Below are 15,066 nucleotides of genomic sequence, written 5' to 3' on the forward strand. Positions count from 1 at the left end.
ACGGCGTTGCCGGACATCGACGCGGGCGCACCGGACATCGACGCGGGCCTCGAGGCGCTGCTCGCGCACCTGCGCGACACCCGCGGGTTCGACTTCACCGGGTACAAGCGCTCCAGCCTGTCGCGCCGGGTGGCCCGCCGCATGCAGGAGGTCGGGATCACCGACCACGGCGAGTACATCGACCACCTCGAGATGCACGCCGAGGAGTTCACGGCGCTGTTCAACACGATCCTGATCAACGTCACGGCGTTCTTCCGGGACCCCGACTCCTGGGACCACCTGCAGAAGGAGATCCTGCCCGGACTGCTGGCCACCAAGCGGCCCGGCGAGCAGCTGCGGGTGTGGAGCGCGGGCTGCGCGTCCGGCGAGGAGGCCTACACACTCGCGATCGTGCTCGCCGAGCTGCTCGGCGTCGAGGAGTTCCGGTCCCGGGTCAAGATCTACGCCACCGACGTCGACGAGGAGGCGCTGACCCACGCCCGCCAGGCCGTCTACGACGAGCAGCAGGTCCGCAACGTCCCCGACGAGTGGCGGGAGCGCTACTTCGAGCGCGTCGGCCCGCGCTACCAGTTCCGGCCCGACCTGCGGCGGTCGGTGATCTTCGGGCGCAACGACCTCGTGCAGGACGCCCCGATCTCGCGCATCGACCTGCTGGTCTGCCGCAACACCCTGATGTACCTGACGGCCGAGACGCAGTCGCGCATCCTGAGCCGGTTCCACTTCGCGCTGGGCTCCACGGGCGTGCTGTTCCTCGGCAAGGCCGAGATGCTGCTCAGCCACGGCGCGCTGTTCGTGCCGCTCGACCTGCGCCGCCGCGTGTTCACCAAGGTCGCGCGGGTGCTGCCGGCCGGCCCGGTGGCGCCCGTCGGGTTCGCTCCGCCGTCGGTGGCGGGCGACCCGATCACCGGCCGCACCTACGAGGAGATGCTGCTCTCCGGGCCCGTCGCGCAGCTCGTGGTCACCGTCGACGGCACGGTCGCTCTGGTCAACCGGGCGGCGGAGGCGCTGCTCGGGGTGTCCGTCCAGGACCGTGGCCGGCCCTTCCGTGACCTGGAGCTGTCCTACCGGCCCGTCGAGCTGCGCCGCTACATCGAGCAGGCGCAGTCCGAGCGCCGCACCGTGACGCTCGACGACGTGCGCCTGGGCAGGCGCGACGGCGAGACCGTCACGCTGGAGACGGCCGTCAGCCCGCTGTTCGACCCCGACGGGGCCGTGCTGGGCGTCACGGTCACCTTCCACGACGTCACGACCGCCCGCCGCCTGCAGGACGACCTGCGCCGCGCCCACCTGCAGCTGGAGACGGCCTACGAGGAGCTGCAGTCCACCAACGAGGAGCTGGAGACGACCAACGAGGAGCTCCAGTCCACGGTGGAGGAGCTGGAGACGACCAACGAGGAGCTCCAGTCCACCAACGAGGAGCTCGAGACGATGAACGAGGAGCTGCACTCGACCAACGACGAGCTGCAGTCCATCAACGACGAGCTCCAGGACCGGACCGCGCAGCTGAACGAGGCCAACCACTTCCTGGAGTCCGTGCTGGGCGGTCTGCGCGCCGGGGTGGTGGTGCTCGGGCCCGACCTCAACGTGCGCGAGTGGAACCGGCAGGCGCAGGAGCTGTGGGGGCTGCGCCGCGAGGAGGTCGTGGGCCAGCACTTCCTGGCCCTCGACATCGGGCTGCCGCTCGACCGGCTGCAGCCGATGATCCGGGAGGCGCTCAGCGGGCGCGCCGGGTCGCAGGAGCTGGGCGTGGCGGCGGTCAACCGCCGCGGCCGCAGCATCGGGGTCCGGGTGCTGAGCAGCACGCTCGACGGCCATCCCGACGCCGCGCCGGGGATCATCCTGATGATGGAGCAGGACGACGCGCAGCCGGCGACGCAGGACGCGGCCGACCCGGCCTCCTGAGCGGGAGCCGGCCGGGGTCAGGACGCGAGCGCCGGGACGGGCTCGCTGAGCTCGCGCGCCACGGCCCGCAGCGGGGCGCCGGCGCTGACCAGGTCGAGGTGGCTGCCCGGCACCTCGACCAGCCGCGCGTCGGGGTCGAGGCAGGCCTGCCAGCGCACCAGCCGGTCCTCGCGGCTGTAGAGCGCGGTGAACGGCACCCGCACCGGCGCGCGCAGCATCTCGCGGAACTCGGCGCAGCACTCCCCCAGCAGGCACGACAGCCGCGCGAGCCCGGGCACGCCGAGCGTCCCGGCCACCGCGATCGCGGCGGCCTGCAGCAGCAGCGGGCGGCTGACGCCGTAGAGGTCGAACGGGGTGCCCAGCGTGGTCAGCGACCGCACGGGCAGGTCGGGGTCCTGCAGCGCCACACGCGCGAACTGCCCGCCGCGGCTGTACCCGACGAGCCGGACGCCGTCGCCGTCGTCGGCCTCGCGGACGACCTCGCGCAGCCGCTCGACGGTCTGCGCGCCGCAGCCCATCCCCGCACCCGCGGTGTAGGTGGTGACGGTGTAGCCCAGCCGGCCCAGCCACTCGCGCAGCGGCGCCAGCGTCAGCTCGGTGGTGCACAGCCCGCCGACGACGACCACGGCACCGCGCCCGCGCCACCCCGGCGGGACCTCGCCCGGCCCCGGGTCGAGGACGCCGCCCGCCGCGCTGCGCAGGCGCCGCAGCAGCGCGCCCACGGAGACGGCGGGCAGCGGGACGGCGGGCAGCGGGAACGCCGCGGGGACGGGCAGGGAGATCATGGTGGTTCCTCCGCAGGGACGGACGGGACGGGCACGACGGGGAGCGGGTGGGACGGACCGGGGCCCGCGACCTGCGGTCGCGGGCCCCGGCGGCGTCAGCTCCCGCGCACCGACTGCGCGGAGTCCTTCGCCTGGCCCTGCACCTGCTGGGCGGCCGAGCGGCCGTCGTCGGCGACCGTGCGGCCCGCCTCGGTGGCCGTGCCGCGCACCGCCTCGACGGCCTGCTGCGCGGGCTCCTGCAGGTTCTCCTTGAGCTCCGTCGCCACGTGCTTCGCCGCGTCGGAGACCGGCCCGGAGAGCTCCTGGGCGCGGTCGCGGGCCTGGCTCGCCAGCTCCTGCTCCCGGCGGGTGGCCGGCAGCAGCGACGACACGAGCAGCCCGGCGCCGAAGGCGACCAGTCCGGCGGCCAGCGGGTTCCCGCGGGCCTGCCGACGCATCGCCTGCGGCGCCTGCTGGGCGGCGCCGGCCACGGTCGAGGCGGCGGAGGACGCGGTCGACGACACCGACGACGCCGCGTGCTGCGCCGACGACGACACCGTCGACGCCGCGTGCTGCGCAGCCCCGGTCAGGTCCTGGCCGGTGCTGTGACCACCGCTGTGGCCCGTGCTGCGCCCGCCGTAGCCGATGGTGCCGGGCGTGTCGTGCGAACCCATCACTGCCTCCTTCGCGCGGCCGAACGCGCCGCGCACCCGGTCGACGCGCCGCTCGACGATGCGTCCGGGGCTCACCTTGTCGGTCAGGGCGTCCACGTCGCGGCTGAGCGTCGCCTGCGTGTGCTCGATCTCCGCCCGGATCCGGTCCGGGTCCTCGCTGGTGGTCATCGGGAATCTCCTCGGTTGCCCTTGAGGGCGTCCGGAACGGTGGACAGCGTCTCGACCGTGCGGTCGGGACGAGGGTGCACGCGCCGCAGGTTCGAGCGGCCGGTGACGAACAGGACGGCGGCGATGATCGCCCACACCAGGGCGACGACCAGCCCGGACCATCCCGAGCCGATCACCCCGCTCAGGCCCGCCCACAGCGCGATGGACAGGAACAGCAGGACGAAGTGGCCGGCGACCCCGGCCCCCGCCAGCGCGCCCGCCGCCTTGCCGGTGCGCGCGGCCTCCTGCGTCAGCTCGGCCTTCGCGAGCGCGATCTCCTGGCGCACGAGCGTCGAGAGGTCGCGGCTCACGGTGCCGAGCAGCTCGCCGACCGACCGGGTGTCCCGGTCGCCGTGCCCCGGGTCGTGCCCGGCCGGGTCCGCGACGGGGCCCGGACCGGCGGCGCGCTCCGCGGGGATCGCCGTCCCCGGGTGGTTGTCGCCGTAGGTCGGCCCGCCGTGCCGCTGGGCCTCGTACTGGTCCGGCGCGTACTGCTCGGCGTAGCCGCCGGGCGCGTACTGCGGGGCGCGGGGATCGGGTCCGTACCCGCCGCCCGATCCGGTCGGACCCCCGGCGTGCGACCCGGACGGTCCGGGGCCGGGGTTGACGGGGCCGCTCATCGCGGGTCCCGCCGCGGCCGGTCGGAACCCAGCTCCTCGACGTACTCGCCGACCGTCGTCGAGCCCGGGCGGGGCGCGTGCGTCGGGCCCGGCGCGGGCGGGGGCGGCGGGACGACCGGTCCGTCTCCGGGACCGGTGCCGACGTAGGGCGGGGGCGGGGAGCCCGGGCCGGCTCCCGGGGGCACGGCTCCGGGGGGAACCGCGCCCGGGGGCACGGCTCCCGGCGGGGTGCCCGGCTCGACCGGGGGCATCCGGCCCGGTCCGGCCGTCCCCGGCCCGACGGGTCCCGGTCCGACCGGACCCGGCCCGACGGGTCCCGGTCCGGCGGGGCCCGCTCCGGGGTAGCCCGGGCCGGCGGGTCCGGGCACGGGGTGGACGGGCGCGCCCGGTCCGGGCGGGAGGTGGCCCGTCGTGCCGTACCCGTTGCCGGGCGCGCCGTAGGGGCCGCCCGGGCCCGAGGGCCCCTCGTCGCGCTGCGCGTCGACCGCACCGCGGGTCAGCCGCCCGGCGACCACGCCGGCCAGCGCCGCGCCCAGCAGGAACGCGCCGGGGCGGCGGCGCGCGAAGGAGCGCACCTCCTCCAGCACGTCGCCGGGCTCGTGGCGGTCGAGCCAGCCGGCGAGGTCGTCGATGCGATCCGCCGCCTGCGCGGCGAGGTCGGCCGCGGGGCCGCCGTCGCCGCCGTCGGACATGCCGTGCAGCTCCCGGGACAGCGAACGCAGTCCCTCCGTGGCCTTCTGCTGTCCGGCCCGGACCTGGTCGGTGGCCTGGCCGCGGGCCTCGCCGACCAGGTCGCGGGCCTGGCGCCGCGTCTCGCGCGCCACCTGCCCCGCCTGCTCGGCCGCCGTCGACGCCACCTGGCGTCCGGCGTCGGCGGTGGTGCGACCGACCTCGGCGGCGCCCTCGCGGGCGGCCTGTCCGGTCCCCTGCCCCTGCTGCGCGGGCGGCCCCTGCGGTGAGGCACTCGTCTGCTGCGTCATCGCCACTCCTCCAGTTGCGTCCGACTGATTTCGGCCGCCGATTACCCGCTGTGAACCGCTCCAACCGGACACGCCGGGGGTTTCGGATCGGCCCGAACGGGCATGTGGGAGGAGTGACTGCAACCGATGTACCCGGGATCCGCCGGGTGGAGGACGACAGGACCGGGCGGCCGGTGCGCGAGACCGTCGACGACCCGCCCGACATCGTCTTCGTCGACGAGGGACCGGTGCTGGTGCGCGGCCCGGTCGTCGTGGAGATGCCCGACGGCCGGCGCGTGCGGTCCGAGCGCCCCGTCTCGGCGCTGTGCGTGTGCCGGCGCACCCGGCGCCCCCCGTTCTGCGACACCAGTCACCGGCGCAAGGTCCGCGACGAGGGGGAGGCCGGGCGTGCCTGAGCTGCCCCCATCCCGCGGCCCGATCGGGGACGCCCTGCTCGCGGTGCTGCGCGGTGACGCCGAGCCGTCCTCGCTGGACCCCGCCGTCGTCGAGGACGCCGACCCGTTCGGCGAGGACCTGCAGCTGGCCCTGTACTGCGCCTACGAGCTGCACTACCGCGGCTTCGACGGCACGTCCGACGACCTCGAGTGGGACCCCTCCGTGCTCGCCCTGCGCCGCGCGATGGAGCGGGTGTTCCTCGACGCGCTGCGCGCCGCGGTCCCGCCCTCGGACGGGAGCGACCTCGACGAGGTCATCGCCGGGCTGCTCGTCGAACCGGTGTCGGCGCACGGGGTCTCGCACCACCTGCGCCGCGAGGGCGAGGAGTGGCAGGTGCGCGAGTACGTGGTGCACCGCTCGCTCTACCACCTGAAGGAGGCCGACCCGCAGGCGTGGGTGATCCCGCGCCTGGACGGCGAGGTCAAGGCGGCGCTGGTGACCGTCGAGCACGACGAGTACGGCGCGGGCAACCCGGTGCGGATGCACGCCCGGCTGTTCGCCGAGATGATGCGCTCCCTCGGGCTCGACGACCGCTACGGCGCCTACCTCGACGCCGTGCCGGCGCCGGTGCTGGCCGAGGTCAACCTCATGTCGCTGTGCGGGCTGCACCGGAGCCTGCGCGGCGCGCTGGTCGGGCAGTTCGCGACCGTCGAGCTGACGTCGTCACCGGGGTCGGATCGCCTGGTGCGCGCGATGCGCCGCCTGGGCCTGCCCGACGCGGCCGTGGAGTTCTACTCCGAGCACGTGGAGGCCGACGCGGTGCACGAGCAGCTGGTGCGGCGCGGGGTCGTCGCCCCGATGGTGGCGGCGGAGCCGGAGCTGGCCGCCGACGTCGTGTTCGGCATCCGCGCGTCGACGCTGCTCGCCGACCGCACCGACGCGGTGCTGCTGGAGAGCTGGGCCGCCGGGCACGGGGCGCTGCGCGTCCCGCTGCCCGGGATGCCGCACGCCCCCGCGGCCTGACCCTCCCTGACCGGACGCCGTACCGGTGCTGGAACGACGACGGCCCCCGTGCACCACCGGTGCACGGGGGCCGCGACGTCCGACCGTGCGACAGGTCAGCCGCCCCCACCGACCTCGTCGCCCGCGCCGCCCTCGCCGGGCGCCGTCTCGTCGCCGGCGTCGCCGCCGTTGCCGAACCCGTCGCCCTGCTCCCCCTGCTCGGGGACGCCCGGGCCGCCGTCGCAGGAGCCCGCCCCGGTCAGCACGAGCGCGGCCGCGGCGACGGTGCCGACCACGATCCGGCGCGGACGGGACGCGCGGCTCACCGCTTCCGCCGACCGGAGCGCAGGATCAGCAGCAGCACGGCCAGGAACGCCGCGGCACCCCCGGCGGCGACGGCCGGGCGGTCGCGGATCAGCGCGCCGATCGCGGGCGCCTTCTCGTCGACGACCGCGCGGGCCTGCTCGGCGCGGTCCCTGACCACGGCGAGGGTCTCGTCGGCGCGCTCCTTGACCACAGCGACCGTCTCGTCGCGGCGCTCCTTCACGCGGGCCGGGACGTCGACGCGGTGGGCCAGCTCCTCGACGGTCTGGCCGAGGTCGGCGCGCAGCTCGTCGAGGTCGGCGCGGAGCTCGGGGGTGGAGCGCTCCTCGGCGCGGCCGTCGACGACGGGGCGCTTCGGGTCGACCGGGGTGTTCCCGGCGGTCTCTCCGGCGGCGTGGCTCATCGGCGCACCGCCTGCTTCACCGTGTCGACGTCGCGCCCGACGTTGTCGACGGCGTCCTCCGGGACCGGCGGCAGCGCCTTCCGGATCTGGCTGCGGCCCAGCAGCGCCAGCACGCCGGCGACGACGAGCAGCACGATGCCGACGACGAGCGCGGCGAGCCACACGTCGAGCACGGTCGCCAGGCCGGCGACGGCGGCCGCGACGAGCGCGCCGCCGCCGTAGAGCGCGACCACGCCGCCCGCACCGGCGAGGCCCGCACCGGCACCGGCGCGCTTGCCCTTGTTCGCCAGCTCGGTGCGCGCGAGCTCCAGCTCGCCGCGGACGAGCTCGCTCACCTGGCCGGCGAGGCGGGTGACCAGTTCGCCGGTCGAGAGGTCGGAGGGGCCCGGCGGGGCCGCAGCCTCGGCGCGCGGGTTGTTCGTGGTGTCAGTGGACATGGGCCCGGGCTACCCGGCAGGCCGCCCCGACACACCTGCGGAGACGCGGCGAACAGTGCTCCCTACCGCCGCGCTCCTACCGCCTCGCTCCTACCGCCGCGCGAACGCCGCCTCGAACGCCCGGCACACCATGTGCAGCGCCACCAGGTGCGACTCCTGCACCGTCGCGGTGTCCCCCGCCAGGCAGACGGCGTCGTGGCTGAGGCGGGAGAGCGGGTTCGGCCCGGGTCCGGTGAGCGCCCACACGTCGGCGCCGCGGTCGTGCCCGGCGCGCGCGGCGGCCAGCAGGTTCTCGCTGGCGCCGCTGGTGGACAGCAGCAGCACGACGTCGCCGGTGCGGGCGTGCGCGCGGACCTGGCGGGCGTAGACCTCGGTGTAGCCGTAGTCGTTGCCGACGGCGGTGAGCGTCGAGGTCTCGGCGTGCAGGGCCAGCGCCGACACCGGGGTGCGCTCGCGGTCGAAGCGGCCGACGAGCTCGGCGGTCAGGTGCTGGGCCTCCGCGGCGCTGCCGCCGTTGCCGCCGACGAGCAACCGGGCGCCGCCGCCGAGGCGCTCGGCCAGCACCTCACCCCAGCGGGCCAGCCGCGGCACGGCCGCGCGCAGCACCGGCAGTGCCTCGTCGAGGCGGCGCACGTGGTCCTCGAGCTCGCGCTCGGCGGAGGTGCGCCCGCCGGTGCCGACGGTGCCGGTGTCGAGCACGCCGGTCATCGGGCCACCGCCGTCCGCACGGCGCCGACGGCCGCCGGGACGCGCGGCCCCGACGCCCACCGCCCGCTCCACGCGCACAGCGCCGCCCAGAACAGCGCGAACCCGGCGATCCTCGGGCGCCGGCCCACCTCGGGCAGCTGCAGGCCGAACACGACGGCGTCGGCGGCGTCGGAGAAGACCCGGGCGGCGACGGCCGCGCGGAGCGCCGGGCCGTAGGGCGCGAGCACCATGGCCGCGCCGATCGCGGTGTCCCGCGCGCCGATGCCGCCGATCAGCGTGCGGACGGCGGCGGACGCCTCCCCGGTCGGGCCGGTGAGGCCGCAGGGCCGGGCGAGCACCTCGGGCCGGGCGGTGATCACGATGCTGTAGGCGGCGGTGATCGCGCCGAGTACGCGCGGAAGCAGGTGCACGGTGCTCCTCTCCGGGGGCGTCGGGTACGGGCCGGGTTCGGCCGGTCGGAGCGGCGGGTACCCCGGTCCGGACGCTCGAACCGCTTCCCCGGATCGGCCGTCCGGCGGGTGTGGAAGGGGCGGTACCCGGGGACCCCGTTCCGGATGAGCGCACGACGAGGAGACCCGACATGACCAGGACCGCCGACGCCCGCCCGGAGGACGCCCCGCCGGGATCGCAGGCCGAGACGCCGGCGCACATCCCGCCGCGGGGGTGGTGGCAGGTGACCCGCCGCGCCTTCGCCGAGGGCAAGGCCGACAACGTCTCGATCCTCGCCGGGGGCGTCGCCTTCTTCGCGTTCCTCGCCCTGTTCCCGGCCCTGATCGCCGCGCTGACCCTGTACGGGCTGGTCGCGGACCCGGAGACCGTCGCCCGGCAGGTCCAGGACCTCGCCGCGGGCCTGCCCCAGGAGGCGCAGCCGCTGGTGACCGGGCAGCTGCAGTCCCTGACCGCGCCGGGCGGCAGCGCGCTGGGGATCGGGCTGGTCGTCTCGCTCGTGGCCGCGGTGTGGAGCGCCTCGGGCGGCACGAGCAACCTCATCTCGGCGATCAACCTCGCCTACGACGAGGAGGAGACCCGCAACTTCCTGCGGCTGCGCGGCACGGCGCTCGCCCTGACCCTCGGCGCGATCGTGTTCGTGCTGGTGGCGCTCACGCTCGTCGCCGTCGTGCCGGCGGTGCTCGACTCGCTGCAGCTCGGCGTCGTCGGCACCGTGGTGGCGCAGGTGGTGCGCTGGCTGCTGCTGGTCGGCGTGGTCGTCGTCGCGCTGGCCGTGGTGTACCGCGTGGCGCCCGACCGCGACGCCCCGAAGTTCCTGTGGACGAGCCCGGGCGCGCTCGTCGCGACCCTCCTGTGGGTGCTCGGCAGCGTCGCGTTCAGCCTGTACGTCAACAACTTCGGCAAGTACAACGCCACCTACGGCGCACTGGCCGGCGTCGTCGTGCTGATGCTGTGGCTCTACCTGACCAGCTACATCGTGCTCCTCGGCGCCGAGATCAACGCCGAGTCCGAGCGCCAGACCCGCCGCGACACCACGCGCGGCGAGCCGGTGCCCATGGGCGAGCGCCGCGCACAGGCCGCGGACACGGTGGCCGACGGTGGGTGACGCGCCGGCCACCGCCTCGGTCGCCGACACCGCGCGGGTCCTGGGCGGCGTGCTCGGGCCGATCCTCGCGCAGGGGGTGATCGTCCGGCGGCCGCGCGCGGTCGCGGCCGCCGGCCGCCTGCACCTCGACGACCGGGCCGTCGCGATCCTCGGGCGGATGCGCGAGCGCTACGGGCGCGGCCCGCTGCGCCTGCGCGTCCCCGGCCGGTCGGTGGCGCTCGTCCTCGACCCCGACGACGTCACGCGGGTCCTGCGGGACTCTCCCGAGCCGTTCGCCGCCGACAGCCGCGAGAAGCGCGGCGCGCTCGGGCACTTCCAGCCCCACGGCGTGCTCGTCTCGCACGGGCAGGTCCGCGACGAGCGGCGGCGCTTCGTCGAGGCCGTCCTGGAGACCGGCCACCCCGTGCACCGCACCGCGGGCGCGATGGGCCCGACCGCCCGTGAGGAGGCGACCCGCCTCGCCGACCTCGCCGCGATCACCGGCGTGCTCGACTGGGACCGGTTCGACGCGGCGTGGACGCCGATGGTGCGCCGGATCGTGCTCGGCGACGCCGCCCGCGAGGACCACGAGCTCACCGCGCTGCTCACCGCCCTGCGCGGGCAGGCCAACTGGAGCTACCTGTCCCCCGCGCGGCCCGACCGGCTCGAGCGGCTGCGGCTGCGGCTGGGCGCGTACGTCGGCGCCGCCGCGCCCGGCAGCCTCGCCGCGCTCGTCGCCGCGGCGTCCGCGCCCGACCGCGTCGACCGGGTCGACCAGATCCCGCAGTGGCTGTTCGCGTTCGACCCCGCCGGGCAGGCCGCGTTCCGGGCGCTGGCCCTGCTCGCCGCCCATCCCGACCTGCTGGCGCGGGTGGCGGTCGACGCCGACGACGCGTCCGCCGACGACCTCGCCCGCGGCGCGGTCCTGGAGTCGGTGCGGCTGTGGCCCACCACCGCGGTCGTGCTGCGCGACACCACGACCGAGACGCACTGGGAGGGCGGCGGCACCCTGCCCGCCGGCACCGCGCTCGGCATCGTCAGCTCCTTCTTCCACCGCGACACCGCGACGGTGCCCGCCGCCGACCGGTTCGACCCGGAGCGCTGGACCGAGGGCCGCGCCGACGACGGGCACACGCTGCTGCCCTTCAGCGCCGGCCCGGTGGTCTGCCCCGGCCGCGAGGTCGTGCTGCACGTGGCGGGCACGGTGCTGCGGACGCTGCTGCGCCGCGTGACGGTCGCGCCGGTGCCGCCGTCCCCGCTCGACCCCGACCGGCCGCTGCCCCGCGGCCTCGACCCGTTCGCCCTGCGGTTCGCCGTGGGCGCCCGGCGCGACGCGGCGGCCGTCGCGGGCGGGTAGTGCGACTGAGGGACGCCGTCACCGGGGTGCTGCGGCGCCGCGGCCGGGAGCGTGAGGCGCTCGTGCAGGCGGCCAAGGCCGCCGCCGCGGCCGCTCTCGCGCTGCTCCTGCTGCGCTGGACCGGGGAGACGGGCCGTCCCCAGGCCTTCCTCGCCCCCTACGCCGCGGTCCTCGCCGTCACCACGACCGTGCAGAGGTCGTGGTCGGGCGCGGCGCGGCAGGCGGGGACGGTGCTGGTCGGCGTGCTGCTCGCGGGCGTCGTCGGCCGGCTGGTGCCCGAGCAGGTGGTCGCGGTGCCCCTGGTCGTGCTCGCCGGGCTGCTCGCCGGGCGCTGGCGGCACTTCGGCCCGGACGGCTACTGGATCGCGGTCACCGCACTGCTGCTGCTGGTCAACGGCAGCGCCGCCGAGCCCGACGGGCTCGTGGCGTGGGTCCTGTTCAGCGCCGCGGGCTCGGTGCTCGGCGCCACGGTCAACACGCTCGTCCTGCCGCCGGTGCACCTGCTGGACGCCCGGGCCGCCGTCGACGCGCTGGCCGGCGAGATCGGCGGGCTGCTGCGCGACATGGCCGACGGCGTGCGCGACGGGCACGACACCGCCACCGCCCAGCGCTGGGTCGGACGCGCCCGCGCCACGCGCGTCACCGTCCGCCGGGCCCACGACGCCGCGTGGGAGGGGCGGGAGAGCGTGCGCTGGAACCCGCGCCGCCGCCGGATCGGGCGCGTCGACTCCGCGCTCGCCGCACCGGAGACCGTGCTGCGCCTGGACCGCGTCGCCGAGCGCGCGGTGCAGGTGGCCGTGCTGCTCGCCGACCCCGCCGACGGCGCCGATCCCCCCGACGGCCCCGATCCCCCCGACGGCCCCGAGCACCCGCCGGACGGGGCTCTCGCCGACCTGGTGGAGCGCCTGGCCGACGCGGTCGACACCCTGCGGACGAGGGACGAGCCGCTCGACGGGACCGGCGGCGGGACCGGCGGCGGGACCGGCGGCGGGACCGGCGGCGGGACCGGCGGCGGGACCGGCGAGCGGCCTCGGGAGAGCGTGGCGGACGTGGCCTCGCACGTGCGGGCCGCTTGTGTGATGACGCTGTCCGACGCGCTCGACGACCTGCGGCACTAGACCCCGCGACGGCTCGACCGGCCGCACACACGGGCGCCAGCCCGGCGATCAAGAGCGGATGGTCGTCAGTGGATCACCGGCCGCGACCATCTGCCCTTGATCACCGGCTGAGGGCGCCGGGGGGCCGGGGAAGCAGGGGCAGGGCGGCCGTGGTGGCCACGGGGGCCCGGGGGGGGCGGCGGACGCGGAGCGAGGGGCGCGGGGCGATGGCGCGGTGCGGGGGGCGGGCGCGGGGGCGGGCGCGGGCGCGGGCGCGGGGCAGGGGGCGAGCGCGGGGCGCGGGCGCGGGCGCGGGGCAGGGGGCGAGCGCGGGGCGCGGGCGGGCGCGGGGCGGGGGGCCGGCACCGGGCGGGGCGGGGCCGGGCATGGGGCCTGCTCGTCCATCACCCGCGCCACCGCGCGCTCCGGCACGGCGGCATCCGAACCGCCCAAGATCACCAGGAGTGGTGCGAGGAGGTCATCCGTGACCGCCCTGCACCACTCGTGACGATCATGCCGGCGCCGAACCCCCCGGCGGCCGCCCCAACCCGCTGATCAAGGGCGGATGGTCGTCAGTGGATCACCAGCCGCGACCATCTGCCCTTGATCACCGGCTGAGGGCGGCGGGGGGCGGCGGGGGGCGGCGGGGCGGAGTGGGGGGCGCGGCGGGGACGGGGGGCGGAGCGGGGGCGGGGGGCGGAGTGGGGGGCGCGGCGGGGCGGGGGGCGGGGGGCGGGCGGAGAGCGGGCGGGGTGGGGCTGCTAGCCCTCGATCAACCGCACCACCGCACGCTCCAGCACCGCCCGCCCGGCGTCGTCGGAGGGGGCGGGGGCGCCCGCACGGCGCAGCGCGGACGCGATCGTCACCCCGTTCTCGAACCGCTCGATCACCCGGGGGTCCACGTAGGACGCCCGGGCGACGGTGGGGGTGTTGCCCAGGTGCTCGGCCACCTCGGTGACCGCGGCCTTGACCAGCCGCTTGCGGGCGCGCTCCGCGGTGGGCGGGCCCTCGGGCGCGGCGGCGGCCAGGGTGGCGGCGGCCAGCACGGTCGCGTTCCAGGTGCGGAGGTCCTTGCAGGTGTAGACGTCGCCGACGAGCTCCTTGACCCCGGCGTTGAGGTCCTCGGCGCGCACGTCGTGCCAGCCGCGCCCGACGCGGTGGGCCAGCAGGTCCTCCCCGCCGCCGCGGCGCCGCAGCAGCCCGCCCACGAAGCGGTGCAGCAGGGGGTCGCGGAGCGCGACCGTCCGCTCGATGCCGCCCTTGGCGAGGTAGCGCACCTCGACCGCGCCGCGCCGCAGGCGGACGTGGTCGCGGCGCAGGGTGGCCAGGCCGAACGTGCCCTCCTCGTCGTCGTCCTCCCCCGGCGCGTACTCCTCGCCGCCCGCGCGGAACACGCCCACGTCCAGCATCCGGACCGCGCCGGCCAGCACGCGGTCGCGGTCGAGCCCGGTGCGGGTCAGCCGTTCGGCGATCTCCTCGCGCACCTTCGGCATCCGCTTGCCCAGCGTCAGGACGCGGTCGTACTTCACCGCGGCCCGGGCCTGGTTCCAGACGTCGTGGTAGCGGTACTGGCGGCGCCCGGCCGCGTCGGTGCCGACGGCCTGGATGTGCCCGGCCGGGTCCGGGCTGATCCACACGTCCTGCCACGCCGGCGGGATCACCAGGCCCTTGACGCGCGCGAGCTGCCCGGGGTCGGTCAGCGCCGCGCCCGAGGCGTCGACGTAGCCGAACCCGCGCCCGCGGCGGCGCCGGGAGAACCCGGGGCCGGAGGGGTCACTGCGTACGAGCCCCGCGGGCATCGCGTCGTCCACGGAGCCCAGATACCCCTTCCGTGCCGGGGCATACGCACGTCCCGGGGCACACGCACTCAGCGGGCCCTCAGCGGGACGGTACCGCCGCGGTCCACGAGCAGCACCCGCCCGCCCAGCCCGTGGGCCCTCATCTGCTCCAGGAAGTCGGAGCGGGGCGAGCGGAAGACCGGGTAGTCGTCGAAGTGGACGGGGACGGTCGTGCCGGGGTCGACGAGCCGCGCGAGGTCGGCGCCCTGCTCGCCGTCCATCGTGACGAGCACGCCGAGCACCCGCGTGCCGCCGAGGTGGGCGACCATCACGTCGATGTCGGGGAACCGCTCGCGCACCGAGCGCAGCCAGGGGCGGCGCAGCGTGTCGCCGGTGACGTAGACGCGCAGGACCCGCCGCCCGCCGCGCTCGAGGTCGACGACGCTGCCCATCACCGGGGGCAGGGCGCGGTGCACCAGCGCGGGCCCGTGCTGCCCGGGCACCGCGGTGACCCGCAGTGTCTCCCCGTCGCGGTGGATCTCCCGGCTCTCCCACGTCCGCAGCCCGGTGGCCGCCCCGAAGCCCCAGCGGCGCAGGCGCCGGGCGGCGTGCGGGGTGGTGACGACGGGCAGGTCGCGGGCGAGGCGGTCACGGGCGATGCGGTCGAAGTGGTCGCCGTGCAGGTGCGAGAGCAGCACGCCGTCGAGCAGCGGCAGGTCCTCGGGGCCCAGCGCGGGCTCGGTGCGACGGCGCGAGGTCAGGCCGTAGCCCAGGTGCACCCGCTGTCCGCGGTGCAGGAAGTTCGGGTCGGTCAGCAGCGTGAACCCGCCCAGGCGCAGCAGCGTCGTGGCGGTCCCGCCGAAGGTCAGCGAGCCGGGGGGCCCGTCCGGTCCGGTCATCGGGG

General features: G+C 76.9%; 17 protein-coding genes. 6 read left to right on the forward strand and 11 right to left on the reverse strand.

The genetic code is table 11. From position 1 onward, the window contains the following. The first annotated feature begins 6 nt into the window (after positions 1-6). A complete protein-coding gene (locus HOP40_RS25935; protein ID WP_240157283.1) occupies positions 7-1,902 on the forward strand; it encodes a CheR family methyltransferase in 1,896 nt (631 codons plus the stop codon). A gap of 17 nt (positions 1,903-1,919) precedes the next feature. On the opposite strand, the gene HOP40_RS25940 is transcribed toward HOP40_RS25935, so the two are convergent. The 4 genes from HOP40_RS25940 to HOP40_RS25955 form a co-directional block, all read right to left on the reverse strand. Beyond that, positions 1,920-2,687: an alpha/beta hydrolase family protein gene (locus HOP40_RS25940; RefSeq protein ID WP_172163075.1), complete on the reverse strand. Its 768-nt coding sequence runs from the start codon at positions 2,685-2,687 to the stop codon at positions 1,920-1,922. 95 nt (positions 2,688-2,782) lie between these two features. Further along, complete coding sequence (locus HOP40_RS25945; protein ID WP_172163078.1) at positions 2,783-3,508, reverse strand: DUF3618 domain-containing protein; 726 nt, start codon at positions 3,506-3,508, stop codon at positions 2,783-2,785. Then, complete coding sequence (locus tag HOP40_RS25950; RefSeq protein ID WP_172163081.1) at positions 3,505-4,167, reverse strand: phage holin family protein; 663 nt, start codon at positions 4,165-4,167, stop codon at positions 3,505-3,507. Before HOP40_RS25950 ends, HOP40_RS25945 begins: the two co-directional genes overlap by 4 nt. Beyond that, a complete protein-coding gene (locus HOP40_RS25955) occupies positions 4,164-5,147 on the reverse strand; it encodes a hypothetical protein (protein ID WP_172153790.1) in 984 nt (327 codons plus the stop codon). The genes HOP40_RS25950 and HOP40_RS25955 overlap by 4 nt, the downstream gene beginning before the upstream one ends. Positions 5,148-5,293: 146 nt before the next feature. On the opposite strand from HOP40_RS25955, the gene HOP40_RS35585 reads away from it, so the two are divergent. Both HOP40_RS35585 and HOP40_RS25960 read left to right on the forward strand, forming a co-directional pair. Next, complete coding sequence (locus HOP40_RS35585) at positions 5,294-5,542, forward strand: CDGSH iron-sulfur domain-containing protein (protein ID WP_476705423.1); 249 nt, start codon at positions 5,294-5,296, stop codon at positions 5,540-5,542. Then, on the forward strand, positions 5,535-6,545 hold the full coding sequence (locus tag HOP40_RS25960; protein ID WP_205346914.1) for an iron-containing redox enzyme family protein: 1,011 nt from the start codon (positions 5,535-5,537) through the stop codon (positions 6,543-6,545). Before HOP40_RS35585 ends, HOP40_RS25960 begins: the two co-directional genes overlap by 8 nt. A 95-nt stretch (positions 6,546-6,640) precedes the next feature. On the opposite strand, the gene HOP40_RS25965 is transcribed toward HOP40_RS25960, so the two are convergent. From HOP40_RS25965 to HOP40_RS25985, 5 genes are all read right to left on the reverse strand, one after another. After that, a complete protein-coding gene (locus HOP40_RS25965; protein WP_172163087.1) occupies positions 6,641-6,850 on the reverse strand; it encodes a hypothetical protein in 210 nt (69 codons plus the stop codon). After that, entirely contained in the window at positions 6,847-7,251 is a 405-nt protein-coding gene (locus tag HOP40_RS25970; RefSeq protein WP_172163090.1) for a DUF3618 domain-containing protein, read from the reverse strand. The genes HOP40_RS25965 and HOP40_RS25970 overlap by 4 nt, the downstream gene beginning before the upstream one ends. Beyond that, a complete protein-coding gene (locus HOP40_RS25975; RefSeq protein WP_172163093.1) occupies positions 7,248-7,688 on the reverse strand; it encodes a phage holin family protein in 441 nt (146 codons plus the stop codon). The genes HOP40_RS25970 and HOP40_RS25975 overlap by 4 nt, the downstream gene beginning before the upstream one ends. 90 nt (positions 7,689-7,778) lie before the next feature. Beyond that, entirely contained in the window at positions 7,779-8,396 is a 618-nt protein-coding gene (locus HOP40_RS25980; RefSeq protein WP_172163096.1) for a D-sedoheptulose-7-phosphate isomerase, read from the reverse strand. After that, complete coding sequence (locus tag HOP40_RS25985; RefSeq protein ID WP_205346915.1) at positions 8,393-8,806, reverse strand: hypothetical protein; 414 nt, start codon at positions 8,804-8,806, stop codon at positions 8,393-8,395. The genes HOP40_RS25980 and HOP40_RS25985 overlap by 4 nt, the downstream gene beginning before the upstream one ends. Before the next feature lie 170 nt (positions 8,807-8,976). Between HOP40_RS25985 and HOP40_RS25990 the strand changes: the two genes are divergently transcribed. The 3 genes from HOP40_RS25990 to HOP40_RS26000 are packed head-to-tail and all read left to right on the forward strand — an operon-like array spanning position 8,977 to position 12,405. Next, entirely contained in the window at positions 8,977-9,951 is a 975-nt protein-coding gene (locus tag HOP40_RS25990; protein WP_172163099.1) for a YihY/virulence factor BrkB family protein, read from the forward strand. Continuing rightward, positions 9,944-11,287 carry a cytochrome P450 gene (locus HOP40_RS25995; protein ID WP_172163117.1) on the forward strand — a complete coding sequence of 448 codons (1,344 nt, stop codon included), beginning with the start codon at positions 9,944-9,946 and terminating at the stop codon, positions 11,285-11,287. Before HOP40_RS25990 ends, HOP40_RS25995 begins: the two co-directional genes overlap by 8 nt. Then, positions 11,287-12,405: an aromatic acid exporter family protein gene (locus HOP40_RS26000; protein WP_172153791.1), complete on the forward strand. Its 1,119-nt coding sequence runs from the start codon at positions 11,287-11,289 to the stop codon at positions 12,403-12,405. Before HOP40_RS25995 ends, HOP40_RS26000 begins: the two co-directional genes overlap by 1 nt. Before the next feature lie 740 nt (positions 12,406-13,145). On the opposite strand, the gene HOP40_RS26010 is transcribed toward HOP40_RS26000, so the two are convergent. Together HOP40_RS26010 and HOP40_RS26015 are read right to left on the reverse strand one after the other, a co-directional pair. Continuing rightward, the gene (locus HOP40_RS26010) at positions 13,146-14,195 is read right to left on the reverse strand and encodes a DNA topoisomerase IB (protein WP_338053034.1); all 1,050 of its coding nucleotides are present in this window, start codon (positions 14,193-14,195) and stop codon (positions 13,146-13,148) included. A 56-nt stretch (positions 14,196-14,251) separates the two neighbouring features. Next, positions 14,252-15,061, reverse strand: coding sequence for an MBL fold metallo-hydrolase (locus HOP40_RS26015; protein WP_172163120.1), 810 nt, complete (start codon positions 15,059-15,061; stop codon positions 14,252-14,254). Between the last annotated feature and the right edge of the window lie 5 nt (positions 15,062-15,066).

The sequence above is a fragment of the Pseudonocardia broussonetiae genome, assembly GCF_013155125.1.
In the GTDB taxonomy this organism is placed as follows: domain Bacteria; phylum Actinomycetota; class Actinomycetes; order Mycobacteriales; family Pseudonocardiaceae; genus Pseudonocardia; species Pseudonocardia broussonetiae.

What these genes read in the sequence shown, in the direction of transcription:
- HOP40_RS25950 (WP_172163081.1), bottom strand. Translation starts at nt 4,167, where the DNA reads ATGAGCGGCCCCGTCAACCCCGGCCCCGGACCGTCCGGGTCGCACGCC.
- HOP40_RS26015 (WP_172163120.1), bottom strand. Translation starts at nt 15,061, where the DNA reads ATGACCGGACCGGACGGGCCCCCCGGCTCGCTGACCTTCGGCGGGACC.
- HOP40_RS25940 (WP_172163075.1), bottom strand. Translation starts at nt 2,687, where the DNA reads ATGATCTCCCTGCCCGTCCCCGCGGCGTTCCCGCTGCCCGCCGTCCCG.
- HOP40_RS25980 (WP_172163096.1), bottom strand. Translation starts at nt 8,396, where the DNA reads ATGACCGGCGTGCTCGACACCGGCACCGTCGGCACCGGCGGGCGCACC.
- HOP40_RS25970 (WP_172163090.1), bottom strand. Translation starts at nt 7,251, where the DNA reads ATGAGCCACGCCGCCGGAGAGACCGCCGGGAACACCCCGGTCGACCCG.
- HOP40_RS25990 (WP_172163099.1), top strand. Translation starts at nt 8,977, where the DNA reads ATGACCAGGACCGCCGACGCCCGCCCGGAGGACGCCCCGCCGGGATCG.
- HOP40_RS25955 (WP_172153790.1), bottom strand. Translation starts at nt 5,147, where the DNA reads ATGACGCAGCAGACGAGTGCCTCACCGCAGGGGCCGCCCGCGCAGCAG.
- HOP40_RS25945 (WP_172163078.1), bottom strand. Translation starts at nt 3,508, where the DNA reads ATGACCACCAGCGAGGACCCGGACCGGATCCGGGCGGAGATCGAGCAC.
- HOP40_RS25975 (WP_172163093.1), bottom strand. Translation starts at nt 7,688, where the DNA reads ATGTCCACTGACACCACGAACAACCCGCGCGCCGAGGCTGCGGCCCCG.